Below are 26,158 nucleotides of genomic sequence, written 5' to 3'. Positions count from 1 at the left end.
TCTTGTGATCGCTCAGGCCTTGGCAGCCCAAGCCGCCTCTCGGATGAGTTCGCTGACGGTGGGGTGGGGGAAGACGACCTGGCGCAGGTCGGTGATGTTGAGTTCGGTCTCGAGCACCACGGAGGCGCCCCAGATCATCTCGGAGGCGTAGCTGCCGACGACGTGCATGCCGAGCACCTGCAGGGTGTCGCCGTCGTAGACCAGCTTGGCGGCGCCGGGGGCCTTGACGCCGTTCTCGGCGACGAAGCGGCCCGACATGGCTCCGGGGACGGTGACGGTCCGGACGTTGCCGCCCTGGGCCTTCGCCTGGGCCTCGGTGAGCCCGATGCCGGCGGCCTCCGGAATGGAGTAGACGGCCCACGGGATGGTGGACCAGCGCATGACCTCGCCCTTGCGGTGGGCCTCGGGGTCGAGGATGTTCGCCGCGGCGATCTCGCCCATGCGGTAGGCGGCGTGCGCGAGGAGCGAGCGACCGGTGACGTCGCCGATGGCCCACACGTTGGGCAGGTTGGTGCGCATGCGGTCGTCCACCGCCACGCCCTTGCCCGAGACCTCGAGGCCGGTGTTCTCCGCACCCCAGCCCTGGACGGCCGGGCGACGGCCCACGGCCATGAGCACGACGTCGGCCTCGATGGCCTCGCCCGCGCCGGCGGCCGTGGTGTATCGGACGGTGCCGCCGTCGATCGCGGTGACCTTGCACGAGAGCTTGAAGTTCACGTTGCTGAGCGCCTTGCGGAGCATGGGCGCCAGCTCGGCGTCCATGAACGGCACGATCTCGGGCAGCATCTCGACGACGGTGACCTCGGAGCCGAGCGTGGCGAACAGGCTGGCGAACTCCAGGCCGATCACGCCGCCGCCGATGACGGCCAGCCGCGGCGGGATGGACTCGACGGCGAGCATGCCGGTGGAGTCCACCACGTGCGGGTTCTCCTTGGCGCCGGGGATCGGCGGCATGACAGGCACCGATCCCGTGGCGAGGATCACATGGTCGCCGGTGTGGGTGGCGCCGTCGACGGTGACCTTGCCGGGTCCGTCAAAGGTGCCGTAGCCCTTCACGACGGTGACGCCCGCCTTCTTCTCCGCGAAGCCCACACCCTTGACCAGGGTGGTGACGGTCTGGGCCTTCCACCTCTGGAGCTCGGTCCAGTCCACCGAGATGTCGGAGGTGTGGATGCCGAGCTGGGTGCCGTGCTTGGCGTGCTCGTAGGTCTTGGCGGCGTTGAGGAGCGCCTTGGTGGGAATGCACCCCACGTTGAGGCAGGTGCCGCCCAGTGCGTCGGCCTCGATGAGGAGGACCTTCTTCCCGGCGTGGCCGAGGCGCTCGGCGGCGATGTAGCCGCCGGGCCCTCCGCCCAGGACGATGACGTCGAAGTCACTCATGGATGTGTCAGTTCCTCTCAGCCGAGCACGGTGATGTCGATGGCCTCGATGAACTTCACGAGGTCCTGCAGGAAGCGGGCGGCGTCCGCGCCGTCGATCGCGCGGTGGTCCGCGGTGAGCGACAGGCCGATGCGCTGCTCGGCGCCGACGGAGCCGTCGGCGTTGACCTTGACCCGGGGGAAGATCGCGTCGACGCCGAGGATGGCGGTCTGCGGCACATTGAGCAGCGGGGTGAACGACTCGATGCCGAATCCGCCCAGGTTCGACACCGTGAAGGTGGCGCCGGAGAGTAGATCGGGGTTGATGGAGCCCTGGATGGCCTCGTTGGCGAGCTGCTTGCTGACGGCCGAGAACTCGCGCAGGCTCATCAGCGACGCGTTGCGCACCGTCGGCACCAGGAGGCCGCGGGGGGTGTCGCACGCGAAGCCCATGTGGACCCGCTCGAAGGTGGTGAGCACGCCGTCGCTGAGGTGCGAGTTGTGCGAGCGGTTCTTCGCGGCGGCACGGACGGCGGCGTAGCCGACGAGGTCGCCGATGGTGACGCCGTTCATGCCGAGCGACGGGTCCGAGTTCTTCAGCTTCTTGCGCAGGTCAAGCAGGCCCTGCGCGTTCGCGGTGGTGGTGTAGGTGAGCTGGGCGGAGGTGGCCAGCGAGTTCATCATCCGCTCGGAGATGACCTTGCGGACACCCTTGACCTTCGTGGCCTCCGACGGGCCGGGGAAGTCGGCGTCGACGGCGCTGGCCGGGCGCGGCGCGGAGGGGGCAGCAGCAGCGGCGGCCGGTTGGGCCGGGGCGGCGAGGTCTGCGGTGGTCACGCGGCCGCCGAGGCCGGTGCCTTCGGCGCCCGCGGCGTGGGCCCCGGCGCGGGCGGCGCCGGTGGTGGCGGAGGTGAGGGCCTCCTTGACGTCGCGCTCGATGACGCGCCCGCCGGGGCCGGAGCCCTCGGCGACGGCGCCGAGGGCCAGCGAGTTGGCGGCGGCGAGGTTGCGGGCCCGTGGGCTGGAGGCGCCGGTGGCGGCTGTGCGCTCCACCTGGGGGGCGGCTTCGGGCTCGGGCGCGGCGGCGGGGGCAGCGGCCTCTGCGGCGGGAGCGGCGGCACCCTCGCCGTCGGCGCCCTTCCAGCCAGCCGCGTCGAGCGCGGGCTTGGGGTCCTCCCCGGCTGCGCCAACGACCAGCAGCGGCTCCTTGACCGGGACGTCGTCGCCCTCGGCCCAGAGCAGCGCCAGCACGGTGCCGGCGGCGGAGGTGGGGACCTCCATGGAGGCCTTGTCAGTCTCGACTTCGCAGACGATGGCGTTCTCGGCGATCTCGTCGCCCACCTTCACCTGCCACGACACGATCAGGCACGACTCGACACTGTTGCCGAGCTGCGGCATGACTACGACGGTTGCCATGAGTTCTGTCCTTCTTACTGGTTGGTTGCTTGGACGACGCGCACCTGGGTGTGTTCCCGCAGCGCTTCGACGGCGCCCTGGGGGAGCCCGTCGTCGGTGATGATTCCGGTGATGCCTGCCAGGGGCAGGAAGCTGACGAAGCCTGCCTGGCCGAACTTCGACGAGTCGGCCAGCAGCCAGGTCTCCTCGGCGCGGTCCGTCATGAGTGAGGCCACCTGGCCGCCCTCGACGAACCGCGTGGTCAGACCGCGCTCAGGGGAGAAGCCGTCGGTGCCCAGGAAGGCGAGCCGGGTGTTGAAGTCCGCGATGGCCCGCTCGGCCAGCGGTCCGACGAACGACTCGGACTCTCGGCGGAACACTCCGCCGGTGAGGATGATGGTGAGGTCCGGGTTGATGCGGGCCGTGCTGAACACCAGGGCCGAGTTGGTGACCACCTGGATGCCGCGGCGGCCGGTGAGGTTGCGCACCACCAGCGCGGTGGTGGTGCCGGCCTCGATCATGATGGTGTCGTCGTCGCGCACCATCTGGGCGGCCGCGGCGGCGATGCGCTGCTTGGCGTCGACGTTGAGCTGCTCGCGCTGCAGGATCGACTTCAGCGTGGTGGGGCGAGCGCCGCCGCGGGTGCGCACGAGCATGCCGCGCTGCTCCATGCCACGCAGGTCCCCGCGGATCGTCACCTCGGAGACGCCAAGCTCGGCGGCGAGCAGGGTCACCGACAGCGATCCGTCGTCCGTGAGTCGCGACATGATCTCGTGCTCACGCTCGGTGCGCTCGACGGTCACTGTCTCACATCGCTTTCGTTTGCTTCCGAAATGCTTTCGATAGTCCGACTATAAACCCGTTGATTCGGTTTCGTGCGGCGGGTCGCGAAAGACTGGGCATCTGCTCAGGGGGTCACGATCGGGGTCACGCCACCGACCTCGCATCGCGCCGGATCTACGCCTGGCGGAACTTGAGCCGGACACGGCTCCCGGTTGGCCAACTTGAGCCGGACACGGCTTCCGTGAGGCCGGGTTGAGCCTGCTTTCGATGTCGCGGCGGCTTGAACGTTCAAGACCGACGATCCGGTGGTCGAGTGCCGTTTCCGGCTCATCGTCCACGCCGGCAGAGCTCAGGCCAGCGTCGCGCTCATCTGCGCGAAGGGTCTTACGCAAGTACGGTGGGGGCGTGTCATCCCCCGCGCCGGCTCCCGCGAGCCGCGGTCTTCCGTCCGCCTGGAACGTAGTACTGGGGTTCGGCCTGGTCAGCCTCTTCGCCGACATGGTCTACGAGGGCGCCCGGTCCCTGTACGGGCCCGCGCTCCTGGCGCTGGGCGCGTCGTCGGCGATCGTCGGCCTGGTCTCCGGGGCGGGCGAGGCGATGGCCCTGGTGCTGCGGCTTTTCGCGGGACCGGTGGCCGACCGACGGGGGGCGCACTGGTCGTTCACCATCGTCGGCTATGCGCTGACCGCGGTCTGCGTGCCCCTGCTCTGGCTGTCCCCGCAGCTCGGCGCCGCAGGGCTGGTCTTCGCGTCCACGATGATCCTGCTGGAGCGCGCCGGCAAGGCAGTTCGGTCCCCCTCGAAGTCTGCGCTCCTGGCCTACGCGGCCAAGGCGGTGGGTCGCGGCAAGGGGTTCGGCGTGCACAAGGCCCTCGACCAACTGGGCGCGTTCGCCGGCCCGCTGCTCATGGCCGCGATCGTGGCGGCGACAGGGTCGATCTGGCTCGGCCTGGGCTGGCTGGTCGTGCCTGGCGTCATCGCCATGCTCGTCCTCCTGGCGATCCGACGGGCCGTGCCCGACCCCAGCGTCTACGCCCCCGAGCAAGGGGCTAAGCAGGCGGCCCAGACCTCGTGGTGGCGCGGGGCCATGGGAACCGACCTCCCCGGGCCGTTCTTCGGCTATGCGCTTGCCGCCGCGCTGACCACCGCGGGCCTCGTGACCTTCGCGGTCATCTCCGTTCACCTGACGCGGACCCTCGACGTCGAGACAGCGGCCGTCCCACTGATCTACGCGGGCGCGATGCTGGTTGAAGCGATGGCCGCGCTGGCGACGGGGTGGGCGTTCGACAGGTGGGGGTCGCGGGTGCTGTTGGTCGTGCCAGTGCTGGTGGCAACCGTGCCGGCGATGGCGTTCGCGCCGTCCCTCGGCTGGGCACTGGTCGGCGTGGCCGTGTGGGCGACCGCGTACGGCATCCAGGACTCGACCATCAAGGCGCTGGTCGCCGACCTCGTGCCGGCGCCGCAGCTGGCCACCGCCTACGGCATCTTCGCCGCGATCCAGGGCGCCTTCGCCATCGTCGGCGGCTTCGTCGCAGGTTGGCTGCTCGACGTCTCCATCGGCTGGCTGATCGTGGTGATCGGCGCGGCGCAGGCGGTCGCGTTTCTGTTGCTGGTGGTCACACTCGGGCGGGCGCGGGCGCGATGATCGACCAGCTCAGAGCCAGGCGGGGATGAGCTGTGCCGCCCAGGCGACGACGAGCGCGAGAGCCGCGACGAGTCCCGGGGCCGGACGACGACCGCTGCGGCTGCCGGCAGGCGCGAACTCGACCCACGACCGCAGCTCCACCGCGGCCCGCTCCGCGCTCGACTCCCCCTCGATGAGCACCTCGGGGTCGAAGCCGATGACGTCGTCGGGATCACGCAGCCGGACCGCCACCGCGGTCCGACCTGCCACGACTATCTCAACCCGATCCCGCGCGACCACCTCGTCGAACGCCAACCCGTACCAGGCGAACCCGGCACGCACTCGCCCGAACTCGAGCCACGACCACGACGTTGCCCAGAAGGGGGCGATGACGGCCGCCACCGCCAGTCCGGCGACCCGGGCGAGGTCCCACCAGTCTGCGGTCGGGTCCAGCGCCAGCCAGGGGATGAGCACAGCCAACGGCATGGCGACCCCACACGCGGCAGCCCATCTGGTCCAGGACGCGTGCCTCAGCGCCCAGGCCTGCAGTCGCTCGGCCGGCCCGGCGGCGGCATCGTCCACATGATCCCAACCGGGCGTCTCAGGTCGCAGGGCGCCGAGGAGCCGTCGCCGACCCTGGAAGGGCCGGGGTTCGCTCGCCTCCGCCAGCCAGACCTGGCCCGTGGTGCGCGCCAGCGCCACGGAGTGGCCACTCGCCCAGCTGCCGACCAGGATGAAGGGCTCGGCGCCGTTGGTGTCCGGACCCACCACGGCTTCGGCGAGGATCTTTTCCTCGCTGGTCATCGTCTCCTGGTCTTCGCTCTCGATCTCGTCGCGCACCCCGTCGACCCAGGCTGCGAGGTCTGCTGCGTTGGCCGGGAGGGGCTGGCCCACGTCGACCGAGTCGACATCCTCGTCCTCGTCGTCCCAGGCACTCTCATGCTTCTCGCTCACGGCCAGGACTCCGGCGCGGTCGGCGTGTCCATCAAGGTGGGTGAGCTCGAGCACAGGCCAATCTGCGTCCACGGGCAGCACCAGCGCCACGTCGCCATCGCACACCACCCGTACGGTTGCGCTGGGCCCGCCGTTGGCCACGAGCGCAGCCCGACGGCGGCCAGGAGCCAGGAACCTCCCCCACAGTGCGACCCCGATGAGGGGGAGCGCGCCGAGCGCACCGAGCAGCCACGCCGGGTTGTCCTGGCCGGGGCCGATCAACGTGGCCCGCCCGGCCCCGTCGGTCAGCAGGTCCACGGTCTCGCCAATACCCGGGCCGTCCCCGAGCCACGGGTCCTCGAACTCCACCTCCTGGCCGTCGACGGACACGATCAGCACGGCGGAGTCCTCCTCGACGCGGACGATCGGGGCCGAGACGGTGGTAGCTCCGGCTTCGAACGCGGCAACGTCGGCCACGAACACCTGGTGCGCGATGAGGAGGGCTACACCGACGACGGGCAGCGCGATCATCGACGCCACCCCGATCCAGCGGTTCAGCGCAGGGCTCGCGGCCCAGGACGACGCGAAGGGCACGTCCGTGCGCGGCACGACGAGGCCACCGGTCGGGCGGCTGCGGCTGTCGCGCACGAGCAGGAAGGACAGCAGCGCGGCCGCGAGTGTCGCGACCGCCCACCAGGCCCCCGGCTCACCGGGTACGGCCACGGCGCCGAAGACGGCCACCGCCATGGAGGCCGCCAGGGTGCTCCTCGGCGCGTACCAGACCAGTCCGCCTCCGGCGATCACGGTCAGGGTCAGCCCGAAGGCCACGTATCCCGGCGACCACAGCGCCGGACGTTGGAAGTCCACCGCCGACGACGAGACGATGAGCGAGACGAGCACGGACGCCGCGACCACGGTCCACGCAACCCGGAGGACGAGGAGGTGGGGACGGCTGCGTCTCAGGTCGCGGGCAGAGAGGCGGTGCATCCCCGCAGTATGGCGGAACTCGGCCCTCGACCGCCCCATGGGCCTACTGCGTGGGAGAGGGCTCCGGGCCGAGGAGTGCGTCCAGGTCCGTGGCGAGGTCGACCGGCGGCTTCCAGGAGACCAGCTGCGTCACCGGGCCGGGGTCGACGGCGAAGTTGCCGTCGAGCAGCGGCACCAGCGACATCGTCGAGCCCCACCCATCGACGAGGACCAAGGCGCCGCGGTCGTCCATGTCCACCCCGGGCACCTCGCCGCCCACGTCCGACTTCAGCGACTCGATGATTCGCGCCACGAGATCATCCGGGATCTCGCCGAGGACGCGGATGTCGCTGTAGTCCCTGGAGCACACGAAACCCGCGACCACGGCATCCGGCGTGGTGGCGAGCAGGGTGCTCAGTGGCGGGCACACCGCCGGGGCCTCCGTCGGGGCCTCCAGCCCGGCGCGCTGCTCCTCCCAGAGGCCGACGAGCGCCTGCAGGAACCCTTCGCCGCCTGAGAACAGGCGCTCGCCGTCGCTCACCACCCGGCAACCGTGCAACTCGCCGCGCAGCCGCTTCGACCCATCGGCGTAGTCGACGACCACGACGTACGTCATGCGGTACTCGGCAGTGCAGGCGATGTCCGCGGGCAGCGGCTCGAGCGCGTTGAAGGAGCCGACCAGGTCCCCCACGCCCTCGGTGAGCGGCTCCGCCGGTCCGCCCGTGGCCGAGAATCCCTCATTCGGGTCTCCGCACAGCCAGGCGCGGACGGCGCCGTCGGGGAGGTCGCCGTCGAAGGGGGTGAGCTCGAGCGTGCCCTCGCGCGCCTCCTCGGCGATCCCAGGGCACGGGTTCTCGCCGGAGGGAGCGCTCGGCTCCGGGCTGGGAGCGGGCTCGGTGGGCGACGGCGTCGGATCCCCGGGCGACTCCGAGGCCGACGGGGTGGCGCTGGGAGTGCCGCCAGGGACCGCCCCGTCAGGGCCTCTCAGCGCCTGGTATCCCAGGGGGATGGCGAGGGCGGCAAGGACGAGTCCGCCGGCAACAGCCCAGGCCCAGGCTCGCGAACGCCGGGGGCCGGTCCGCGCGCCCGCATCATCCACGTCGACCGGTTCGGGGACCGCGTCGTCGCCGGCCATGGAAACCCTCGTCTCTGGGACACGGCCGCCCGGGGCGATCCCGCTGGCCGTGGTCCCTGGGCCCATTCTCGCGCCCCGGGCCGACGGGCGGTAGTGCCCAGTGGGCATCCGCCCGGATCGCCTCCGATCCCTCACGTTCACGCCTCGCCGGTGGTGGAATGGTGCGAGGGCGCAATCCCGCGACGCTTCCCGAAAGGCTCCCATGGACATCCTGTTCGACACCGCCAACCTCGACGACATCGAGCGGCTCACGCCCATCTACCCCGTCACCGGTGTCACCACCAACCCCTCGATCCTGAAGAAGGAGGGCCCGATCGACTTCTACGCCCACCTGCGGCGGATCCGCTCGATCATCGGCCCCAACCGCACGTTGCACGTCCAGGTGCTGGCCAAGGACGCCCAAGGCATGATCGACGAGGCCCACCGGCTGCTGGACAAGATCGACGCCAACGTCTACCCCAAGATCCCCACCACCGAAGCCGGCATCCAGGCCATGCGCACGCTCAAGGAGCAGGGCGTCAAGGTCACCGCCACGGCGATCTACTCCAAGACGCAGGGATTCCTGGCCATCGCGACCGGTGTGGACTACCTTGCGCCGTACTACAACCGGATGCAGAGCCTGGACATCGACACCCGCGGGACCCTCAGTGCCCTGGCCAGCTTCATCGACCGCTTCGACGCGCCGAGCAAGATCATGGCGGCCAGCTTCAAGAACATCTCGCAGGTCTCCCACGCCCTGGAGGCAGGGGCTCACGCGGTGACGCTGTCGCCGAAGCTGCTGCGGCAGGCACTGTCGGCGCCGATGATCGAGGACGCCGTGGACGCGTTCATCTCGGACTGGAAGGAAGTGAACGGTACGACGACCCTCCCTTGAGCGCCGCTGACCAAGGGATACCCCCCAGGGTATATACTTCCTTCAAAACGAAGGAGTGACCCATGGCACGAATCATCACCATCGCCACCCCCACCCTCGGCGACCGTAGCTACGTGGTGCACGACGGCACGTCCGCGTTCGTCATCGACCCACAGCGCGACATCGACCGAGTGACCCAGATCCTCGACGACGAGGGCGTCGAGCTCAAGGCGGTCTTCGAGACCCACATCCACAACGACTACGTCACCGGCGGCCTCGCGCTCGCCAAGGAGCGCGGCGCGGACTACTACGTCAACGCCGAGGACCAGGTGCAGTTCGAGCGCTCCCCCATCGTCGACACCCAGGTCGTCGAGATCAGCCCCACCATGTCGGTCAAGGCGCTCGCCACCCCGGGCCACACCTACACGCATCTGTCCTACGTGCTGTTCGACCCCACCGCGGACGACGACGACGCCAAGGGCCAGGCGGTCTTCAGCGGTGGCTCGCTCCTGTTCGGAGCCACGGGGCGCCCGGACCTGCTCGGCGAGGCCCACAAGCATGAGCTCGTTCGCCACCAGTACAACTCGGCCCACCGCCTCGCCGCGGAGCTCCCCGACGCCACTGAGGTCCTACCGACGCACGGGTTCGGGAGCTTCTGCTCCGCCACCCAGACCGACGGCACCGAGTCCACCATCGGCCGCGAGAAGCGGATCAACCCCGTGCTCACGCAGGACGAGACCGAGTGGATCGAGGAGATTCTGGCCGGGCTCGACGTCTACCCCGCCTATTACGCACACATGGCTCCGGCCAACTCGACCGGCCCCGATGCGCCGGACCTGTCGGAGCCCACGCACGCGGACAAGGACGAGATCCGCTCCCGCCTCGAGAATGGCGAGTGGGTGGTCGACCTTCGCAACCGCACTGCTTACGCCGCCGGCCACGTGCCAGGTTCCTTCAACTTCGGCATCGACGGCCAACTCTCCACCTACATCGGCTGGATGATCCCCTGGGGGACCCCGATCACGCTGCTCGGCGAGTCCAGGGAGCAGGTGTCCGAAGCCCAACGGGAACTCGCGCGCATCGGCATCGACCACATCGCGGCCAGCGCCCACGGCACGCCCGAGGACTGGACCGACGAGCCCGCCACGCTGCAGCAGGCGAAGTTCGGCGACCTCAGCCAGGTGCGGCACCACCGCGAGGTGCGGATCCTCGACGTCCGCCGGACGTCGGAATACACCACCAAACACATCGACGGCGCCAGCAACATCCCGCTGCACGACCTCATCACCCGCATCGACGAGGCCCCCGACGGCGAGATCTGGGTGCACTGCCAGAGCGGATACCGGTCGTCGATCGCCGGCTCGATCCTCGCGGCCTCAGGCCGGAGAGTCGTCACGATCGATGACAACTTCGAGAACGCCGAGAAGAACGGCCTCCCGATGGTGAGCGGACAGTGACCGACGGCGAGGTCACCGAGTGCACCATCCCTGATCTGCACCGGGCCTGGAAGCGGGGCGATTTCATCCTGGACGTCCGCGAGCCGACCGAATACGCCGAGGCGCACGTCCCGTCCGCGGTCCTCATCCCCCTCGGCGAGGTGGGGTCGCGCGTCGCGGAGGTGCCGGAAGACCATACCGTCTACGTGATCTGCCGCAGCGGTCACCGGTCGATCACCGCCAGCCGCATCCTGGCGCGCGCCGGGCGTCGACCCATCTCGGTCAGCAGCGGAACCCTGGGCTGGATCGCGGCCGGGCACCCCGTCGCCACCCGCCCGCACGGCGCGGAGCAGGTCAGCCGATGACGTGGTGGATGGTGCCGATGGCCGTAGGGGTGGGGCTCATCATGGGTGCCCTCGGCGGCGGCGGTGCCATCATCACGGTCCCCGTGCTGGTGTACCTGGCCAGCCAGCCGCCCAGCGCGGCGATGGTGGGCTCGCTCATCGTGGTCACCGTGACCGCGAGCGCGGGCCTGATCGGGCACTGGCGTGCCGGGTTCGTCCGGCCCGCTGAGGGCGTGGCGTTCGCGGCCCTGGGGACGGCAGGAGCGGTGGGCGGCTCGCTGGTTTCCATGCAGATGCCCGGCAACGTGCTGATGGCCATGTTCGCCGTTCTGCTTCTGGTGGTCTCTGCGGTGATGGCGAAGAAGTTCCTCCGCCCATCAGCCGCTCCCCCGCCCCCGGTGCCGCACATGGTGGAGCGGAACCCGTTGCGCATCAATTGGGGGCACCTGGGCGTGGTGGCCGCGACGGCGACCGGCGTGGGCCTCCTCACCGGATTCTTCGGCGTGGGCGGCGGTTTCGCGATCGTGCCGGCTCTGGTGATCGCGCTCGGGTTCACGATGCAGCAGGCGGTGGCCACATCGTTGCTGGTCATCGTGCTCAACTCGCTGGTGGCCCTGACCACACGACTGACGGTGGCCATCGACGTCGACTGGACGCTGATCGGATGGTTCAGCATCCTCGCGGCCGCCGGCGCGATCCTCGGCGGCAAGGTGGGCCGTCGCCTGCCTGCGCGCACGCTCGGCCTCGGCTTCGCCGCCCTGCTCGCGGTCACGTCGCTCCTCATCCTGATCCAGACCCTGCTCCAGATCTAGACCTGGCCGGGGCGGTAGGCCGACCCCGTCTCCGCCGTAGTTTCAGGGGGCGTACGATTCAATCATGCTTGAATCAAGCGTCATTGAACTGTCGCTGCGCGAGGACAGGGCCGTGGCCGTGCTGCAGGCCGTCGCGGATCCCGTCCGGTGGCGGGTGCTGTCCATCCTCACGTCCCGCACGCAATGCGTGTGCGACCTGCAGGCGTCGATCGACATCGCCCCCAACCTGCTCAGCTACCACCTCAAAGTGCTGCGCGAAGCGGGCCTCATCGTCGGTACCCGTCGAGGGCGGTGGGTGGATTACACGCTGGCCGACGGCGCCGCAGCCCTCGTGCGCTCTGCGCTCCCCGGAGAGTTGCGGGGTTGACCATGTCGGCCCCCACTCTCCCCGGCTCTCGACAACTCGTCGGCCTGCTCGTCGGCGCCGCCGCGGTCTGGGCCGGGCTGTACGCCCTCAACGAGGTGGCATGGGACGCCCTGTTCACCCGGGCCCTGGGCTTGGACCTGACGGAACGGCTCCCCGGCGCAGCCCACTTCTTCCTCTACGACACCTCGAAGATCCTGCTCCTGCTGGTGGGGATGATCTTCGCCATCGGGATGCTGCGCACCACGCTGCGCCCGGAGCGCGTGCGGCAGTTCCTCGCCGGCAAGCCGCTCTGGCTCTCCCTCGTCCTGGCGGCGCTCTTCGGCGCGATCACCCCGTTCTGCTCGTGCAGTTCCATCCCACTGTTCATCGGCTTCGTCGGCGCAGGCATCCCGCTGGCCGTGACGCTCACATTCCTCATCGCCTCGCCGCTGGTCAACGAGGTGGCGGTGGTGCTGCTCGCCGACACCTTCGGCATCCCGAACACCATCGCCTACGTCGCTGCCGGACTCATCGCGGCCATCACCATCGGCTTCATCTTCAGCCGCCTCACGCTCGATCATCTCGTGGCGGACTTCGTGTTCAAGACCCCGGTGTCCGTCCTGCAGGCCGAAGGCAGGCGCCCCACCCTGCACGAGCGCGTCGAGGCCGCCGTGGAGGAGACCCGCGACATCGTGGGCCGCGTCTGGATATGGATCCTCGTGGGCGTCGGGGTGGGCGCCCTCATCCACGGCTGGGTGCCCACGGAGTTCTTCGCCGCGTACGCCGGCCCGGACAACCCCTTCGCGGTCCTGCTCGCCACGCTCGCCGGCGTCCCGCTCTACGCCAACGCCGCCGGCGTCATCCCCATCGCGGAGGCGCTGTGGAGCAAGGGGATGTCGCTGGGCACGGTGATGTCCTTCATGATGGCCACCGTCGCGCTCTCGCTGCCTGAGTTCATCCTCCTCAAGCAGGTCCTCAAGCCCAAGCTGCTGGCGTTGTTCTTCGGCAGCGTCTCGCTGGCCATCATCGCCATCGGACTCTTCGTCAACCTGTTCGCCTGATCCTGGAAAGAAGGAACACCCATGCTGATCGAGGTCCTCGGCCCCGGCTGCAAGAACTGCGTCAACCTGGAGAAGAACGTCCGCGAGGCCCTCGCCCGCCTCAACCTCGATGCCGAGGTTGAGAAGGTCACCGGGTACGCCGACATCATGGCCCACGGGGTGATGAGCACCCCTGGGTTGGTCATCGACGGCGACGTCGTCTCGTACGGCCGGGTGCCGACGCCCGGCCAGATCGTGGAGCTGATCCGGGCCCGCTAGTCTCGGGGGATGCGCGGTGAGTACAAGGTCCCTGGCGGCAAACTGGTCGCCGTCGACATCGAGGCAGAGGGCGGGCGGATAGCGCACGCGGCTGTCTCCGGGGACTTCTTCCTGGAGCCCGACGAGGCCCTCGACGACATCAACGGCGCGCTGCTGGGAATGCCGGAGTCGTCGTCGGTGGCCGACCTGGCCGCGGGCATCACCGCCCGGCTGGATCCGGCGGCCACGCTCATCGGCTTCACCCCCGAGGCGGTGGGGATCGCCGTGCGCCGCGCGCTCGGCCACGCGTCCGACTGGTCGGATCACACGTTCGACGTGATCGGCCCGGTCTCGATGGACCCCCGAATGCACGTGGCGCTCGACGAGGTGATCGCGGCCCGGCTCGCCCGGGGCGAGATCAACCCCAGCCTCCGCATCTGGGAGTGGGACCAACCGCTCGTGGTGATCGGCTCGTTCCAGTCCTACCGCAACGAGATCGACGACGAGGGCCGCGCCAGGCACGGCATCAACGTGGTGCGACGGATCACCGGCGGCGGGGCCATGTTCATGGAGCCCGGCAACTGCGTCACCTACTCGCTCGTGGTGCCGGCCTCGCTCGTCGAAGGGCTGAGCTTCGAGCGCAGCTACGAGTTCCTGGACCAGTGGGTGATGGGCGCGCTGGCCGAGCTGGGCGTCATTGCCCGATACGTGCCGCTCAACGACATCGCCTCGGACAAGGGAAAGATCGCCGGCGCGGCGCAGCGTCGGGTGACTGGCGGCGTCGTCGTGCATCACGTGACCATGGCTTACGACATCGACGCGGACAAGATGCTGGAGGTGCTCCGGATCGGGCGGGAGAAGCTGTCCGACAAGGGGACGAAGTCCGCCAACAAGCGCGTGGACCCGCTCCGTTCGCAGACCCGGCTGCCCCGCGACGCGATCATCGCCTCGTTCCTGGCGCACTTCGAGGGCCGCTATGCGACGCAGCGACGCACCTACGGCGACGACGAGCTGGCCGCGGCCAAGGAGCTGGTGGAGACCAAGTTCAGCTCGGAGGCGTGGACGAAGCGGATCCCCTGAGTATCCTGCGTCGGCTACTCGCCGGGCTGGCGAACCCCGACGGTGAGGAGCAGGTTGGCGTAGAGCCGCTGGTCCGCGCTGACGATCACCACGGACACATCGGCCGACTTCGCCACGTCGTAGAAGTCCCATCGCGGGATCTCCACCACGGCGATGCCCGGCAGCGCCGCCCGGTACTCGTCGTGGGCGGGAATCGACGCGGGCCGCTCGCCGGCGGGGACGTCCGCCGCGGGGACCATGATCCCCGCCTCCTCGATCGGGATGGTGAGCTTGAGCACCTCGAGGATGTCGGAGACGGTGAGCAGGCCGGGCGCCAGGTTGAGGTAGATCCGCTCCGCCGTCGCCGGTGCGCCCGTGGCCGCCGGGTAGTTGCCGTCGGTGATCAGGATCTTGCTGCTGTGCCCTGCGCGGCCGAGGGCGCCGAGGAGCTGCGGATGGGTCATGGGTCCGTAGAGCATGTGATCTCCTTGCTTGGGCCGGGCGAGCGCCCGGCACTGATGAGGCGCGAGGCCTCAGTGGATGTCGTCGTCAGGTGCTGGCTCGCACCACGAGGGCGGGGGTGATGGTGGTCGGCTCGGCGGGCTGACCGTTGAGCAGCAGGTTGAGGGTGGCCACGGCCGTCTCCCCCACCGTGCGGAAGTCCTGCCGCACCGTCGTGAGCGCGGGAAGGAAGGATTCGGCGCCGACGACGTCATCGAAACCGACCACCCGGACGTCGCCCGGCACCGACCTTCCGGCCAGCTGCAGCGTGGTCATGCAGCCCAGCGCCAGGTGGTCGTTGGCCGCGAAGATGGCGTCGACGTCCGCGGGCAGCTCCCGCATGAGGGGCGCGGCTGTCGCGGCGTCCCAGGATCCCGCATGCAGCACCACCGGCTCCATGCCGGCGGCCATGCACGCCTCGAGGTATCCGTCGTGCCGCTGCAGCGCGTCGGACCATTCCATCGGTCCGGCGACATGTGCGACGCGCCGCGACCCCCTCGCGACGAGATGGTCCACGGCGAGCCTGGCCCCGAGCCGGTGATCCAGCGCTACCCCCACCGCCGGCGCCGGCAGGTCCTGGATCTGGCCGACGTACACGGTGGGCAGCCTGCTGGCGACGGTGTTGACCCACAGGCTCGGCTCGTCGCGTCCGCCCAGGATGATCACGCCGTCGGCACCCACGGGGACCAGCTCGTGCAGCGGGAGCCCGTCCAGCCCGGAGCGGATGACGGAGGTGGAGATGTGCAGCCCCAGTGCCGCGAGTTGCTGGCAGATGACGACGAAGCTGGTGGCATGGCCGTGCAACAGGGGGACCGCGTCGATCACGTGCACCGACCCGGTGCGGTGGGCCGACAGCGACCGGGCAGCCATGTTGGGTTGGTAGTGGAGCCGCTCGACGGCCTCCAGGACGCGCTGGCGGGTGGGTTCGGCCACCACGTCCACCCCGCGCACCACGCGTGAGGCCGTCTGCATGGACACGCCTGCCGCCTCGGCGATATCGCGCAGGTTCGCGCGCTGCCCGCGGCGGCTCACGGCCGGGCCTCGTACCGGATCGTGTGGGCAGAGGCCGCGATGACGTCGTTGCGGTCCGCCGGATCAAGGTGGCCCATGACCTCCAGCTGGGCCAGGAGGGAGCCGAGCGACGACGCCTCCACCGGCCCCGCGACCACCGGCACCCCGACGGCGTCGGCCGTCAGTTGGCAGAGCAGGGTGTTTCGGGATCCGCCGCCCACGAGATTGAGCTGCCGCGGTGGGTGACCGGTCAGTGCGGAGAGGTCCGCGATGCCTCGGGCGTAGCGGGCCGCCAGCGACTCGAGGATCACGCGCACGATGGCGCCCTCGTCGAGTGCCTCGGTGTCCGCGCCCTGGCCGGCGAGCGACGCGGTGATCCGGGCCACCATGCCGCCGGGCTGAGCGAACTGCGGCTCGTCGGGGTTGATGACGCAGCGCAGCGACGGAGCGGCATTGGCCCTCTCCACCAGCTCGACGATGTCGTGCACGCCCCCGGCGGCCCTCCACTCCCGCTGGCATTCCTGCAGGATCCACAGCCCGGTGATGTTGAAGAGGGGGCGCAAGCCGTCGTCGGCGCGGGCCTCGTTGGTGAGGCCGAGCTCGTAGGCCTCGCGGGACATGAGCGGCTCGTCGCGGAGAACTCCGAGCACGGACCACGAGCCGCAGGACAGGAAGTAGGACTCATCCGCCGCGTCGCGCTGCAGTGCGTGTACGGCGCAGGCGGTGTCGTGGGCACCGGCCCGCACCACCGTCAGCTGCCCCAGCCCTTCCACGGTGCACGGGCCGACGACCGTGAGCTCGGGGGTGACCTCCCCGACCCAGGATCGGGGGATGCCGAGAGCCTCGAACACCTCGTCGCTGAACTCGTGGGCCCCCGGGCGCGTGAGGCCCGACGACGAGGCGTGGGATCGTGACCACCCGCGCACGCCGGACAGCAGGAATGTGACGTAATCAGGCAGCAGCAGGACCTGGTCGACGGTGGCCGCGACGTCCGGTTCCTCCGTGAGGAAGGCGAACAGCTGGTTGGCGGTGTTGATGGTGGCGGGCGCGATGCCCGTGGCGTTCCAGGCGGCCTCGTCGCTGAGACGCTCGCGGAACGCGGCGTGGGTGCGGGCGGTGCGCTCATCGCGGTAGGCGCGGCCCGGTGTCAGCCTCGAGCCGACGGTGTCCACCGGCACGTAGTCCACGCCCCAGGTGTCCACAGAGACGCTGACGGCGCCGGGGAAGCGGGCGACTGCGTCGCGCAGGCCGGCCACAACCTCGGCCCAGATGTAGTCCAGATCCCAGGCGAGGTACCCGTGCCGGCCTGAGCCTGCCAAGGGGCCCTGCAGTGTGGCCGCGTGCTCGAACCGCCGCACTTCCACCTCATGGACGACGCCGTCGTCGAGGGTGCCGGCGATGATCCGGCCCGACGACGAGCCGAGGTCGACGGCCAGCGCGGTGACGGTTGACACTTCTCTTCCTCCTGAGTGGTGGTTCGGTTGATCGATCAAGCGAGCCTGGGGAACCGCGAAGAAGGAGCCTGGTTCCCCGGAACATGGAATCGCGCGAGCGAAGCGAGCCCGGGGAACCGCGACGAAGGAGCCTGGTTCCCCGGAACATGGAATCGCGCGAGCGAAGCGAGCCCGGGGAACCGCGACGAAGGAGCCTGGTTCCCCGGAACATCGAATCGCGCGAGCAAAGCGAGCCTGGGGAACCGCGAAGAAGGAGCCTGGTTCCCCGGAACATGGAATCGCGCGAGCGAAGCGAGCACCGCGGGGCGAAGATGGACGCACGGGGCCGGAGCCCCGTGTTGGGTCACGGGGGCGCACGGGGGGCTTGCCCCCCGTGCGGGGGGTTCACGGGGGGCTCGCCCCCCGTGTGCTAGTTGTAGAGCGGGCCGAACTGCGCGCAGGCGCGGTAGTCGGCTCCCTCCAGATCGGCGGTGCCGAAGCCCAGCCAGTTCTTCGGCCGGAAGATCCGCTCACGTGACACGTTGTGCATGTTCACAGGGATGCGGAGCATCGAGGCCAGCGTGATCAGCTGGTGTCCGATGTGGCCGTAGGTGATGGCTCCGTGGTTGGAGCCCCAGGCGTTCATCACGTCATAGACGGACGTGAAGGCGCCCTCGCCGGTGATGGTGGGCACGAACCAGGTGGTGGGCCACCCGGGATCGGTCCGCAGCTCGATAGTCTTGGCCGCTTCGTCGGGCAGTTCGACGGTGTAGCCCTCGGCCAGCTGCATCACGGGACCCAGCCCGTCGACCCAGTTGATGCGCGTCATGGTCACGGGCACGTCCCCGGCGGAGCGGAAGTGCGTCGAGAAGCCGCCGCCGCGGAAGTAGCCCATGTTGGCCGGGTGGAACGTGGTGGCCTCGGTCATGGCGGAGATGTCCTGATCTGTCAGGTCCCACCAGGGCTTGATGACGTGGTCGCCCTCGTCGTCGGTGGCCGCCAGCGTGCCGTCCAGCGTCGTGGCGCCGGAGTTGCGCAGGTCGATCACACCGCCGGCGGCACGCCCCTCCGGGCGGTGCCCGGTGACCCGCTCGATGGCGTCCGCGCTCCAGTAGGTGCGCACGTCCGAGAAGATCTGCGCCCGGTTCGTGAGCAGATAGTTGACCATCATGGAGGCGCCGTTGAGGTTGTCGTTCTCCGTGGCCATGAGGCTGGGGCGGCGCTTGCCGTTCCAGTCGAACTGCGTGTTGACCAGGGTCTCCATCAGGTCGCCGTTGGGCAGGTAGTCCGTCCACTGGCGCTGGCCCTGGAAGCCGGAGATCAGCGCGCCGTGGCCGCCGGCCTCCTCCTCGAAGCCCATCTCGGCGAGCTTCGGGTTGCCCTCCATGAGGTCGCGGCCGATGAGCACCATCTTGGTGCTGTAGGCCCACCATGCCTCATGCTCCTCGGCCGAGGCCTGCCACTCCTCGGGGTTGAAGTCCTCGCCCTGGGTGAGGTTCTCGCGGACCCACGCGTAAGCGGCCTCGTACTCGTCCTTGTCGTAGATGCCCTGCTCGATCCGGCGCTCGATCTCCACCATGTCGACGTACTCGTTGCGCATGCCCAGGTAGTAGTTCCAGAACTCCTCCTTGACCACGCAGCCGGCGATACCCATCGACACTCCACCGATGGAGAGATACGACCTGCCCTTCATGAGCGCGACGGCCAGACCGGCACCCGCGTAGTCCAGCAGCCGCTGGCGCACCTCGGAGGGCACGGAATCGTCGTCTGCGTCCTGGACCTCTTCGCCGTAGATGCCGAAGGCGGGGATGCCCAGCTGGGTGTGGCCGGCAAGGGCAGCCGCGAGGTACACGGCGCCCGGGCGCTCGGAGCCGTTGAAGCCCCAGATGGCGTGCGGAATGGCGCGATCCATGTCGATCGTCTCGGACCCGTACGCCCAGCACGGCGTGACCGACAGCGTGAGCCCGACGTTCTCGCGGCGGAACTTCTCCGCGCAGGCCTGCGCCTCGGAGACGCGCCCGATGGTGGAGTCAGCGATGACGACCTGCACGGGGCTGCCGTCGGGGTATCGCAGCTCCGCCTCGTAGAGTTCCTTGACCCGCAGAGCCATGTTCATGGTCTGGTCTTCAAGGCTCTCGCGGACGCCGCGTCGACGGCCGTCGATGATGGGGCGAATGCCGATCCTGGGGTAGTTGGTCACGAATCACACCTTCTTTGTTTCTTCTTTGTGAGGTTCTTCGGTGGTGTCTGGACGTGGGCCGGGGTGGGCCCTGACGGACCCACCCCGGCGTCACTCACTCGTACAGGTTTGCGGCGATCTCAGGATCGTCGATGTTGCTGGCGTCGTACCAGGCGAAGCCGGAGTCGATGATCTTCGGCAGTTCCTGTCCGTTGATGGCCTTGATGGCCGCCACGACGGTCTCGTAGCCCATCTTCACGGGCGACTGGGTGATGGCACCGGCCTCCTGGCCGCTGCGGATGGCGTCGAGCTGGGCCTTGCCGGAGTCGAAGCCGACCACCTTGAGTTCCTTGCCGGACTCGATGGTGCCCTGGAGGGCGCCGATGGCCGAGGCCTCGTTGGAGCCGTAGATGCCGGTGATGTCCGCGTTGGCCTGGATGAGCGCCTTGGCGGTGTTGGCGGCGAGGCCGACCTCACCCGCGTACTGCGGCGGCAGCACCTTGATGTCGGGTGCGTTGGCTGCCATGTACTCCTGGAAGCCCTCGCACCGCTGCTTGCCGGTGGCCGAGGTCTGGTCGTGGCAGACCATGCCGACTGTGCCCTTTCCGCCCAGCAGCTCCACCATGTTCTTGGCAGCCTCAGCAGCGGCGGCCTTGTTGTCGGTGGAGACGGTGGTCAACGGGATGTCGGAGTCCACGCCGGAGTCGAAGGCGATGATCGGGATGTTCGCGGCCTGGATCTCCTCGAGCACCGGGCCGGCTGCGCCGGAGTCCAGTGCGGCGAAGCCGATGGCGGCGGGCTGCTGCTGGAGTGCGGTGCGGAGCTGGTCGAGCTGCTGCGTGACGGCCTGCTCGTTCTCCGGGCCGACGAACTCGACCTTGTACTTGTATTCCTCGCCGGCTTCCTCAGCGCCCTGCTTGACTGCCTGCCAGAAGCGGTGCTGGAAGCCCTTTGACACCAGGTAGATGGTCTGGGTGCCATCGCCCATGGGGACTTCGCCCTCGGCGGGCGCCGAGGATTCGGCCGGAGCGGAGGACTCGGCCGGCGCGGACGAGCTGGTGCTTTCCGCCGGGGCCGGAGCCGACGACGTGGGGGTCGAGGAGGTGGAGCAGGCCGTGAGGCCCAGGACGAGCACTGACGACATTGCCAGTGCGGAGCGCAACATGCGCATGGCGGTTTCCTTTCGGTTCTGGGAGGACCGCCCTCCCATGAGGTGGATGAAGTTGTGAGGGTCTAGACGGCAGAGGCGCGCTGGCGGCGCACGATGTCCGCGTAGACGGCCAAGAGGACGACGACGCCAGTGACGACGAGCTGCCACTGCTGGGCGACGCCCATCATCTGCAGCCCGACGGTCAGCGTCATCATGAGCAGTGCGCCCATCATGGTGCCGACGATGTTGGCACGGCCGCCTGACAGCGACGTGCCGCCGATGACCACAGCCGCGATGACCTGCAGTTCCATGCCCAGGCCCTCCGCGGGCTGAACGAAGCCGAACCGGCCGGAGTAGAGGATGGCGCCGAGGGCGGTGAAGATGCCGGCGGTGATGTAGACCAGCGCCTTCCACAGCTTGACGTTGATGCCGGAGAGCCGGGTGGCCTCCTCGTTGGAGCCGATCGCCAGTGCGTAGCGGCCCAGCAGCGTCTTGCCCAGGATCACGGCGGCGACGATGCCGAGGAGCACGAAGATCAGCGCCGCGTTCGACAGGAAGGGGATGATCCGCCCGTTGGAGATGAGCGAGTAGTCCGGGTTGGCGATCTTGATCGACGAGGCGTTGGAGATGATCAACGAGAGACCTCGGGTCACCATCATCATCGCCAGCGTGGCGATGAACGGCGGGATGTGCAGGTACGCGATCAGGAAGCCGTTGACCATGCCCATCACCGCTCCCACGAGGATCGTGAGGAGGAGGCCGATGCCGAGCGGGAGGTTCATGAACTCCGCCGACATGAAGACGCCCGCCATGACCGCGGTGAACGTCATGCCCGTGCCGGCCGACAGATCGATGCCGCCGGTGCCGATGACGAACGTGGCTCCCAGCGCGATCGTGCCGATCGCAGCGGCCTGGAGCAGGATGTTGGGGATCACGACGCCGGCGTTGAAGTTGGGGGCGAAGACCATGAAGAACACAAAGACGACGATCAGCGCTGCGAAGACGAACAGCTGCTGAAGCGAGGACTTGAGGAACGTCCGAATCTGTGACTGCTGGGCAGGGGCGGCCTTGGAGGCGGCTTCAGTGCTCACGCTGCGTTTCCTTTCAACTGAGCCTTGCCGACGGTGGCGAGCTCCATGATGTTCTCCTGAGTGGCGTCCTCGTTGTCGAGGAATCCCGTGATGTGGCCGTGGGCCATGACCGCGATGCGGTGCGAGACCCGCAGCACCTCCGGCAGTTCGGATGAGATGACGACGATCGCCTTGCCCTGGCCGGACAGCTGCTCAATGAGGTTGTAGATCTCCTCCTTGGCGCCGACGTCGATGCCTCGGGTGGGCTCGTCGAAAATCAGCACGTCGCAGTTGCGCACCAGCCACTTGGCGATGACCACCTTCTGCTGGTTACCGCCCGAGAGCTTGCCGAGCAACTGGTTGACGTTGGGCGTCTTGACCCGGAGCTTCTTCGAGTACTCGGTGCCCACGGTGCGGATCTTGCCGTCGAGGATGAAACCGCCGATGTGGAAGTCCTTCATGGCCGCCATAGCCGTGTTGGCCTTGACGTCCTGGTCCAACAGGACTCCGAACTGCTTGCGGTCCTCCGAGAGGTAGCCGATCCCGGCCCGGACCGCGTCGGCCGCCGTCCGGATGCCCACCTTCTTCCCGTGCAGCGAAATCTCTCCGCTGGTGCGGGGATCCGCGCCGAAGACGGCCCGGGCCACCTCGGTGCGACCGGCGCCCATCAGCCCGGCGAATCCCAGTACCTCGCCCTTGCGGACCTCGAAGCTGACGTCGCGCACCAGCTTCGTGGTGTTGAGACCCTCGACCTTGAGGACCACCTCGTCGGAGACCGGCTTGGTGCGGGGGCGCGCGTCGCCCGAGACCTCGCGGCCCACCATCATCGAGATGATCTCGCGGATCTCCACATCCTTGGTGACGACGGTGCCGATGTACTGGCCGTCGCGCAGCACGGACACACGGTCCGTGATCTCCTCGATCTCCGGCATGCGGTGGGAGATGTAGATCAGCCCGGTCTCCGGGGTGACGAAGTCACGGATCATGCCGAAGAGCGCGTCGGTCTCGGCGAGCGTGAGGGCCGCCGTCGGCTCGTCCATGACGAGGATGCGCGAGTCATAGGACATCGCGCGGGCGATCTCCACCATCTGCTGCCGCGCGACCGACAGGTCCCGCACGTAGGTCTTGGGGTTGAGGTTCATGCCGAGGCGCTCGATCAGGTCCGCGGCGTCGCGGTTGAGCTTGGCGTCGTCGATGTAGCCGCCCTTGTGGCTGCCGGGACGGCCGAGAAACAGGTTCTGCGCCACAGTGAGATCCGGCACCATGTTGAGTTCCTGGTGGATGATGCTGAGCCCCAGGTCCCGCGCGTGGTTGGTGTTGCGTACCTCCACCTGCTTGCCCTGCAGCCAGATCTCCGCCCCCGGATCCGGGGTGTAGATGCCTGTGAGGATCTTCATCAGGGTGGACTTGCCCGCGCCGTTCTCACCGCACAGACCGAGCACCTCGCCCGCATTGAGATCCAGGTGGACGTTGCTCAGCGCCTTGACGCCGGGGAACGTCTTCGAGACGTTCTTCAGCTCTAGAAGTGTGGTCACACGTACTCCTTCGTACCTGCCGGGCCCCGGGCGGAACCGCCCGACCAGCAACGATGTTAACGCTATCTTACGGGCGTGGTGTTGGCCAGCGCCGTTATAGAAGTGTGATGAACCGATACCCACTGGGGTATACGATGGCGCCCATGAACCTACGCACACCACTCCTCGCCCTCGTCATTGCCCTGGCCGCCCTGGTGGGGCTCAGCGCATGCTCAGACGCCGGCGCTGATACCGCGCGCACGGCTATCTCCGACGGCGCAGCCGTGATCGACGTGCGGACTCCGGCCGAGTACGACAGCGGGCACCTCGACGGAGCGCTCAACATCGACGTCCAGGCCGCGGACTTCGCGGACCGCGTCGGAGAACTCCCGAAGGACGACACCTACGTCGTCTACTGCCGTTCCGGCAGCCGCTCGGCGGCCGCTATCGACATCATGGAGGACCTCGGCTTCACCAACCTCGTCGACGGCGGCGCGTACGCGTCACTGAAGTAGCCCGAGCCAGAAACGGCGAGTGGCCGGCCCCCGAAGGGACCGGCCACTCGCCGTGTGAACCGTGGTTCAGCTCACTTGGCGCCCATCGTGGTGCCGGCGGAGCGGAGGTTCTCGCACGCCTCGACGATACGGGCGGCCATGCCGGCCTCGGCCAGCTTGCCCCACGCGCGCGGGTCGTAGTGCTTCTTGTTGCCGACCTCACCGTCGATCTTCAGCACGCCGTCGTAGTTGCGGAACATGTGCTCCACCACCGGACGGGTGTACGCGTACTGCGTGTCGGTGTCGATGTTCATCTTGATGACACCGAAGTCCACCGCGTCGGAGATCTCCTGAGCGGTGGAGCCGGAGCCGCCGTGGAAAACCAGGTCGAACGGCTTGTCCTTGCCGTACTTGGCGCCGACGGCGTCCTGGATCTCCTTGAGGACCTCGGGACGCAGCTTGACCGCACCGGGCTTGTACACGCCGTGCACGTTGCCGAAGGTCAGCGCCGTCATGTAACGACCCTTCTCACCCAGGCCGAGCACCTCGGCGGTGCGCATGCCGTCCTCGATGGTGGTGTAGAGCTTGTCGTTGATTTCAGCGGAGACGCCGTCCTCTTCGCCACCGACGACGCCGACCTCGATCTCGAGGATGATGTTGGCGGCCTTGGTGAGGGCCAGCAGCTCGTCAGCGATCTGCAGGTTCTCCTCCATCGGCACCGCGGAACCGTCCCACATGTGGGACTGGAACAGGGGCAGCAGGCCGTTCTTCACGCGCTCGGCCGAGATGGCCAGCAGCGGACGGACGAACGAGTCCAGCTTGTCCTTGGGGCAGTGGTCGGTGTGCAGCGCGATCTGGATGGGGTAGTTCTTCGCCACCTCCGCCGCGTAGGCCGCGAGCGCGGCTGCGCCGACGACCTTGTCCTTGATGGTGGAACCGGACGCGTACTCGGCGCCGCCTGTGGACACCTGGATGATGCCGTCAGAGCCAGCCTCCGCGAACCCCTGGATGGCCGCGGTCACCGTCGACGACGAGGTGATGTTGATGGCCGGGTACGCGAACTTGTTCGCCTTGGCCCGATCGAGCATCTCGGCGTAGATCTCGGGAGTAGCAATGGGCATGGATGCCTCTTTTCTGAGTGAGACTTCTGGTCGGCCCAACCCTATCGCCTCGCATCCCCCCGGGGGAGGCCGGGGTCACGCCGGCACGTCCGGGAGCGCCGCGTCCGAGGCTCGGCATGCGTGTTCAGCAGGCGCCTAGAGCACCCTGTCGAGGGCGCGGACATCCAGGCCCACTCGCCCCAGCGAGTACGCGCGGGCGGCGGAGTCGATGACAGCCGGGGTTGCGTCGAGGAAACTCAGCGGCACCTTCGCGACGGGGCCGGCGGCGGTCTCGAGCACCATGGATGGGCCGGCGCCGGACAGCCCCCCGCCGAGCTTGAGCGCGGCCACGCGGTCCCAGGGCACGAGCGCGGCGGGCGGCGTGATGAACTCGACCCCGTCGTGATCGAAGAAGAACGCCACGCCGTCGTGGATGCGGCCGAGGTCACGCTTGGCGCGCTGCAGCCCGACGATGGAGATCGCCAGCCAGAACACCGACGATCCCACCCAGAGGGCGACCATCGCGATGGTCCACTCCTGCGGCCAGTCGCGGCCCAGGGTCAGGATGATGACGGCCAGGATGGCCAGCGAGACGAGGGTGGAGATGACCCGCCAGCGCAGGGCACCGCGTTTCTGCGTCACGCGTGCCGCCGTCGGGAGAGGGGTCAGGCCCGCCGCGAACCGCTCTGACTGCATGCCCGCCACAATAGCGTCCAGGTCAGTGGGGAGCGGCGTGCTGGAGGGTCCAGTGGTACATCGCGATCGCCGCGGCTGCACCTGCGTTCATCGAGCGGGTCGAGCCCCGCTGCGTGATGGCGACGAGACGCTCGCAGCCCTCGACCATCGCGTCAGTCAGGCCCGGCCCCTCGGAACCGAACACGAGGCAGCAACGCTCCGGCAGCTGGGCCGATTCGAGCGGCACCGACCCCGGCAGGTTGTCCACGCCGACCGGGGTCACGCCCTCCCCTGCCAGGTACGCCAGGAGCGAGGCCTCGTCGTCGTGGTGGAGGACATGGAGGTAGCGGTCCGTGACCATGGCGCCGCGACGGTTCCACCGCCTTCGGCCCACGATGTGCACCGCCGCGACATTGAACGCGTTCGCCGTCCTCACGATCGAGCCGATGTTGAAATCGTGCTCCCAGTTCTGGATGGCCACGTGCAGCGGTACCCGGGTCCGGTCCAGGTCCGCGACGATCGCCGCCAGCCTCCAGTACCGGTATTGGTCGACGACGTTGCGGCGATCCCCCTCGGCCAACAGCTCGGGGTCCAGGTGGTCACCCTCGGGCCAGGGCAGGGGGTGCGGCTCCACGCCGACGGCGGGCGCCGTCGGATCCTCGGGTACTGACTCGGTCACGAGGCGAGCTT

At 68.9% G+C, this 26,158-nt stretch carries 25 protein-coding genes; 10 read left to right on the top strand and 15 right to left on the bottom strand.

Translation table 11 applies throughout. The features are described 5' to 3' along the window. Positions 1 to 12: 12 nt before the first annotated feature. From lpdA to ACZK5N_RS08590, 3 genes are read right to left on the bottom strand one after another with little or no spacing between them, the layout of a single operon-like run. Entirely contained in the window at positions 13 to 1,380 is a 1,368-nt protein-coding gene (gene lpdA, locus ACZK5N_RS08600) for a dihydrolipoyl dehydrogenase (protein WP_459018872.1), read from the bottom strand. Positions 1,381 to 1,397: 17 nt separating this feature from the next. Then, positions 1,398 to 2,774, bottom strand: coding sequence for a dihydrolipoamide acetyltransferase family protein (locus ACZK5N_RS08595; protein WP_459018871.1), 1,377 nt, complete (start codon positions 2,772 to 2,774; stop codon positions 1,398 to 1,400). Positions 2,775 to 2,788: 14 nt separating this feature from the next. Beyond that, positions 2,789 to 3,556 carry a DeoR/GlpR family DNA-binding transcription regulator gene (locus ACZK5N_RS08590; protein WP_459018870.1) on the bottom strand — a complete coding sequence of 256 codons (768 nt, stop codon included), beginning with the start codon at positions 3,554 to 3,556 and terminating at the stop codon, positions 2,789 to 2,791. Between the two features lie 385 nt (positions 3,557 to 3,941). Between ACZK5N_RS08590 and ACZK5N_RS08585 the strand changes: the two genes are divergently transcribed. Then, positions 3,942 to 5,180 (top strand): MFS transporter, encoded by a 1,239-nt coding sequence (locus ACZK5N_RS08585; protein WP_459018869.1) that lies wholly within the window; start codon positions 3,942 to 3,944, stop codon positions 5,178 to 5,180. A gap of 9 nt (positions 5,181 to 5,189) precedes the next feature. On the opposite strand, the gene ACZK5N_RS08580 is transcribed toward ACZK5N_RS08585, so the two are convergent. Together ACZK5N_RS08580 and ACZK5N_RS08575 are read right to left on the bottom strand one after the other, a co-directional pair. Continuing rightward, positions 5,190 to 7,079, bottom strand: a complete 1,890-nt coding sequence (locus tag ACZK5N_RS08580) for a hypothetical protein (RefSeq protein ID WP_459018868.1) — start codon at positions 7,077 to 7,079, stop codon at positions 5,190 to 5,192. A gap of 43 nt (positions 7,080 to 7,122) precedes the next feature. Beyond that, on the bottom strand, positions 7,123 to 8,193 hold the full coding sequence (locus ACZK5N_RS08575; RefSeq protein WP_459018867.1) for a hypothetical protein: 1,071 nt from the start codon (positions 8,191 to 8,193) through the stop codon (positions 7,123 to 7,125). 202 nt (positions 8,194 to 8,395) lie between these two features. On the opposite strand from ACZK5N_RS08575, the gene ACZK5N_RS08570 reads away from it, so the two are divergent. From ACZK5N_RS08570 to lplAB, 8 genes are all read left to right on the top strand, one after another. After that, entirely contained in the window at positions 8,396 to 9,067 is a 672-nt protein-coding gene (locus tag ACZK5N_RS08570; protein WP_459018866.1) for a fructose-6-phosphate aldolase, read from the top strand. Between the two features lie 62 nt (positions 9,068 to 9,129). Beyond that, the gene (locus ACZK5N_RS08565) at positions 9,130 to 10,503 is read left to right on the top strand and encodes a rhodanese-like domain-containing protein (RefSeq protein WP_459018865.1); all 1,374 of its coding nucleotides are present in this window, start codon (positions 9,130 to 9,132) and stop codon (positions 10,501 to 10,503) included. Beyond that, a complete protein-coding gene (locus ACZK5N_RS08560) occupies positions 10,500 to 10,847 on the top strand; it encodes a rhodanese-like domain-containing protein (protein ID WP_459018864.1) in 348 nt (115 codons plus the stop codon). Before ACZK5N_RS08565 ends, ACZK5N_RS08560 begins: the two co-directional genes overlap by 4 nt. Then, a complete protein-coding gene (locus ACZK5N_RS08555; protein ID WP_459018863.1) occupies positions 10,844 to 11,638 on the top strand; it encodes a sulfite exporter TauE/SafE family protein in 795 nt (264 codons plus the stop codon). Before ACZK5N_RS08560 ends, ACZK5N_RS08555 begins: the two co-directional genes overlap by 4 nt. Before the next feature lie 64 nt (positions 11,639 to 11,702). Continuing rightward, complete coding sequence (locus ACZK5N_RS08550) at positions 11,703 to 12,005, top strand: ArsR/SmtB family transcription factor (protein ID WP_459018862.1); 303 nt, start codon at positions 11,703 to 11,705, stop codon at positions 12,003 to 12,005. Positions 12,006 to 12,007: 2 nt separating this feature from the next. Continuing rightward, complete coding sequence (locus ACZK5N_RS08545) at positions 12,008 to 13,045, top strand: permease (protein ID WP_459018861.1); 1,038 nt, start codon at positions 12,008 to 12,010, stop codon at positions 13,043 to 13,045. A gap of 21 nt (positions 13,046 to 13,066) precedes the next feature. After that, complete coding sequence (locus ACZK5N_RS08540; protein ID WP_459018860.1) at positions 13,067 to 13,303, top strand: thioredoxin family protein; 237 nt, start codon at positions 13,067 to 13,069, stop codon at positions 13,301 to 13,303. Between the two features lie 9 nt (positions 13,304 to 13,312). Next, positions 13,313 to 14,362, top strand: a complete 1,050-nt coding sequence (gene lplAB / locus ACZK5N_RS08535) for a lipoate-protein ligase LplAB (RefSeq protein WP_459018859.1) — start codon at positions 13,313 to 13,315, stop codon at positions 14,360 to 14,362. A 14-nt stretch (positions 14,363 to 14,376) separates the two neighbouring features. Here lplAB and ACZK5N_RS08530 read toward each other — a convergent pair whose 3' ends face one another. The 7 genes from ACZK5N_RS08530 to ACZK5N_RS08500 form a co-directional block, all read right to left on the bottom strand. After that, a complete protein-coding gene (locus ACZK5N_RS08530) occupies positions 14,377 to 14,820 on the bottom strand; it encodes an RbsD/FucU domain-containing protein (protein ID WP_459018858.1) in 444 nt (147 codons plus the stop codon). Positions 14,821 to 14,890: 70 nt separating this feature from the next. Next, positions 14,891 to 15,874, bottom strand: a complete 984-nt coding sequence (locus ACZK5N_RS08525; RefSeq protein ID WP_459018857.1) for a LacI family DNA-binding transcriptional regulator — start codon at positions 15,872 to 15,874, stop codon at positions 14,891 to 14,893. Continuing rightward, positions 15,871 to 17,307 carry a rhamnulokinase gene (locus tag ACZK5N_RS08520; RefSeq protein WP_459018856.1) on the bottom strand — a complete coding sequence of 479 codons (1,437 nt, stop codon included), beginning with the start codon at positions 17,305 to 17,307 and terminating at the stop codon, positions 15,871 to 15,873. The genes ACZK5N_RS08525 and ACZK5N_RS08520 overlap by 4 nt, the downstream gene beginning before the upstream one ends. Before the next feature lie 409 nt (positions 17,308 to 17,716). After that, complete coding sequence (locus ACZK5N_RS08515; protein ID WP_459018855.1) at positions 17,717 to 19,486, bottom strand: L-fucose isomerase; 1,770 nt, start codon at positions 19,484 to 19,486, stop codon at positions 17,717 to 17,719. Positions 19,487 to 19,580: 94 nt separating this feature from the next. Further along, positions 19,581 to 20,636, bottom strand: a complete 1,056-nt coding sequence (locus tag ACZK5N_RS08510) for an ABC transporter substrate-binding protein (RefSeq protein WP_459018854.1) — start codon at positions 20,634 to 20,636, stop codon at positions 19,581 to 19,583. A 62-nt stretch (positions 20,637 to 20,698) separates the two neighbouring features. After that, positions 20,699 to 21,706 (bottom strand): ABC transporter permease, encoded by a 1,008-nt coding sequence (locus tag ACZK5N_RS08505; RefSeq protein ID WP_459018853.1) that lies wholly within the window; start codon positions 21,704 to 21,706, stop codon positions 20,699 to 20,701. Then, positions 21,703 to 23,220 carry a sugar ABC transporter ATP-binding protein gene (locus tag ACZK5N_RS08500; protein ID WP_459018852.1) on the bottom strand — a complete coding sequence of 506 codons (1,518 nt, stop codon included), beginning with the start codon at positions 23,218 to 23,220 and terminating at the stop codon, positions 21,703 to 21,705. Before ACZK5N_RS08500 ends, ACZK5N_RS08505 begins: the two co-directional genes overlap by 4 nt. Positions 23,221 to 23,363: 143 nt before the next feature. Between ACZK5N_RS08500 and ACZK5N_RS08495 the strand changes: the two genes are divergently transcribed. After that, the gene (locus ACZK5N_RS08495; RefSeq protein WP_459018851.1) at positions 23,364 to 23,714 is read left to right on the top strand and encodes a rhodanese-like domain-containing protein; all 351 of its coding nucleotides are present in this window, start codon (positions 23,364 to 23,366) and stop codon (positions 23,712 to 23,714) included. A gap of 71 nt (positions 23,715 to 23,785) precedes the next feature. On the opposite strand, the gene fbaA is transcribed toward ACZK5N_RS08495, so the two are convergent. From fbaA to ACZK5N_RS08480, 3 genes are all read right to left on the bottom strand, one after another. Then, the gene (gene fbaA / locus ACZK5N_RS08490) at positions 23,786 to 24,814 is read right to left on the bottom strand and encodes a class II fructose-bisphosphate aldolase (RefSeq protein WP_459018850.1); all 1,029 of its coding nucleotides are present in this window, start codon (positions 24,812 to 24,814) and stop codon (positions 23,786 to 23,788) included. A 135-nt stretch (positions 24,815 to 24,949) separates the two neighbouring features. Next, on the bottom strand, positions 24,950 to 25,489 hold the full coding sequence (locus ACZK5N_RS08485; protein ID WP_459018849.1) for a hypothetical protein: 540 nt from the start codon (positions 25,487 to 25,489) through the stop codon (positions 24,950 to 24,952). 22 nt (positions 25,490 to 25,511) lie between these two features. After that, on the bottom strand, positions 25,512 to 26,147 hold the full coding sequence (locus ACZK5N_RS08480; protein ID WP_459018848.1) for a TrmH family RNA methyltransferase: 636 nt from the start codon (positions 26,145 to 26,147) through the stop codon (positions 25,512 to 25,514). Between the last annotated feature and the right edge of the window lie 11 nt (positions 26,148 to 26,158).

It is taken from the genome of Tessaracoccus pujii (genome assembly GCF_055326215.1).
This window is presented reverse-complemented; position numbering and strand designations above follow the sequence as displayed.

Excerpts from the sequence above, each read along its gene's own strand:
- lpdA (WP_459018872.1), bottom strand. The coding sequence starts at position 1,380 with ATGAGTGACTTCGACGTCATCGTCCTGGGCGGAGGGCCCGGCGGCTAC.
- ACZK5N_RS08595 (WP_459018871.1), bottom strand. The coding sequence starts at position 2,774 with ATGGCAACCGTCGTAGTCATGCCGCAGCTCGGCAACAGTGTCGAGTCG.
- ACZK5N_RS08580 (WP_459018868.1), bottom strand. The coding sequence starts at position 7,079 with ATGCACCGCCTCTCTGCCCGCGACCTGAGACGCAGCCGTCCCCACCTC.
- ACZK5N_RS08575 (WP_459018867.1), bottom strand. The coding sequence starts at position 8,193 with ATGGCCGGCGACGACGCGGTCCCCGAACCGGTCGACGTGGATGATGCG.
- ACZK5N_RS08570 (WP_459018866.1), top strand. The coding sequence starts at position 8,396 with ATGGACATCCTGTTCGACACCGCCAACCTCGACGACATCGAGCGGCTC.
- ACZK5N_RS08565 (WP_459018865.1), top strand. The coding sequence starts at position 9,130 with ATGGCACGAATCATCACCATCGCCACCCCCACCCTCGGCGACCGTAGC.
- ACZK5N_RS08555 (WP_459018863.1), top strand. The coding sequence starts at position 10,844 with ATGACGTGGTGGATGGTGCCGATGGCCGTAGGGGTGGGGCTCATCATG.
- ACZK5N_RS08550 (WP_459018862.1), top strand. The coding sequence starts at position 11,703 with ATGCTTGAATCAAGCGTCATTGAACTGTCGCTGCGCGAGGACAGGGCC.
- ACZK5N_RS08545 (WP_459018861.1), top strand. The coding sequence starts at position 12,008 with ATGTCGGCCCCCACTCTCCCCGGCTCTCGACAACTCGTCGGCCTGCTC.
- ACZK5N_RS08540 (WP_459018860.1), top strand. The coding sequence starts at position 13,067 with ATGCTGATCGAGGTCCTCGGCCCCGGCTGCAAGAACTGCGTCAACCTG.
- lplAB (WP_459018859.1), top strand. The coding sequence starts at position 13,313 with ATGCGCGGTGAGTACAAGGTCCCTGGCGGCAAACTGGTCGCCGTCGAC.
- ACZK5N_RS08530 (WP_459018858.1), bottom strand. The coding sequence starts at position 14,820 with ATGCTCTACGGACCCATGACCCATCCGCAGCTCCTCGGCGCCCTCGGC.
- ACZK5N_RS08510 (WP_459018854.1), bottom strand. The coding sequence starts at position 20,636 with ATGCGCATGTTGCGCTCCGCACTGGCAATGTCGTCAGTGCTCGTCCTG.
- ACZK5N_RS08495 (WP_459018851.1), top strand. The coding sequence starts at position 23,364 with ATGAACCTACGCACACCACTCCTCGCCCTCGTCATTGCCCTGGCCGCC.
- fbaA (WP_459018850.1), bottom strand. The coding sequence starts at position 24,814 with ATGCCCATTGCTACTCCCGAGATCTACGCCGAGATGCTCGATCGGGCC.
- ACZK5N_RS08485 (WP_459018849.1), bottom strand. The coding sequence starts at position 25,489 with ATGCAGTCAGAGCGGTTCGCGGCGGGCCTGACCCCTCTCCCGACGGCG.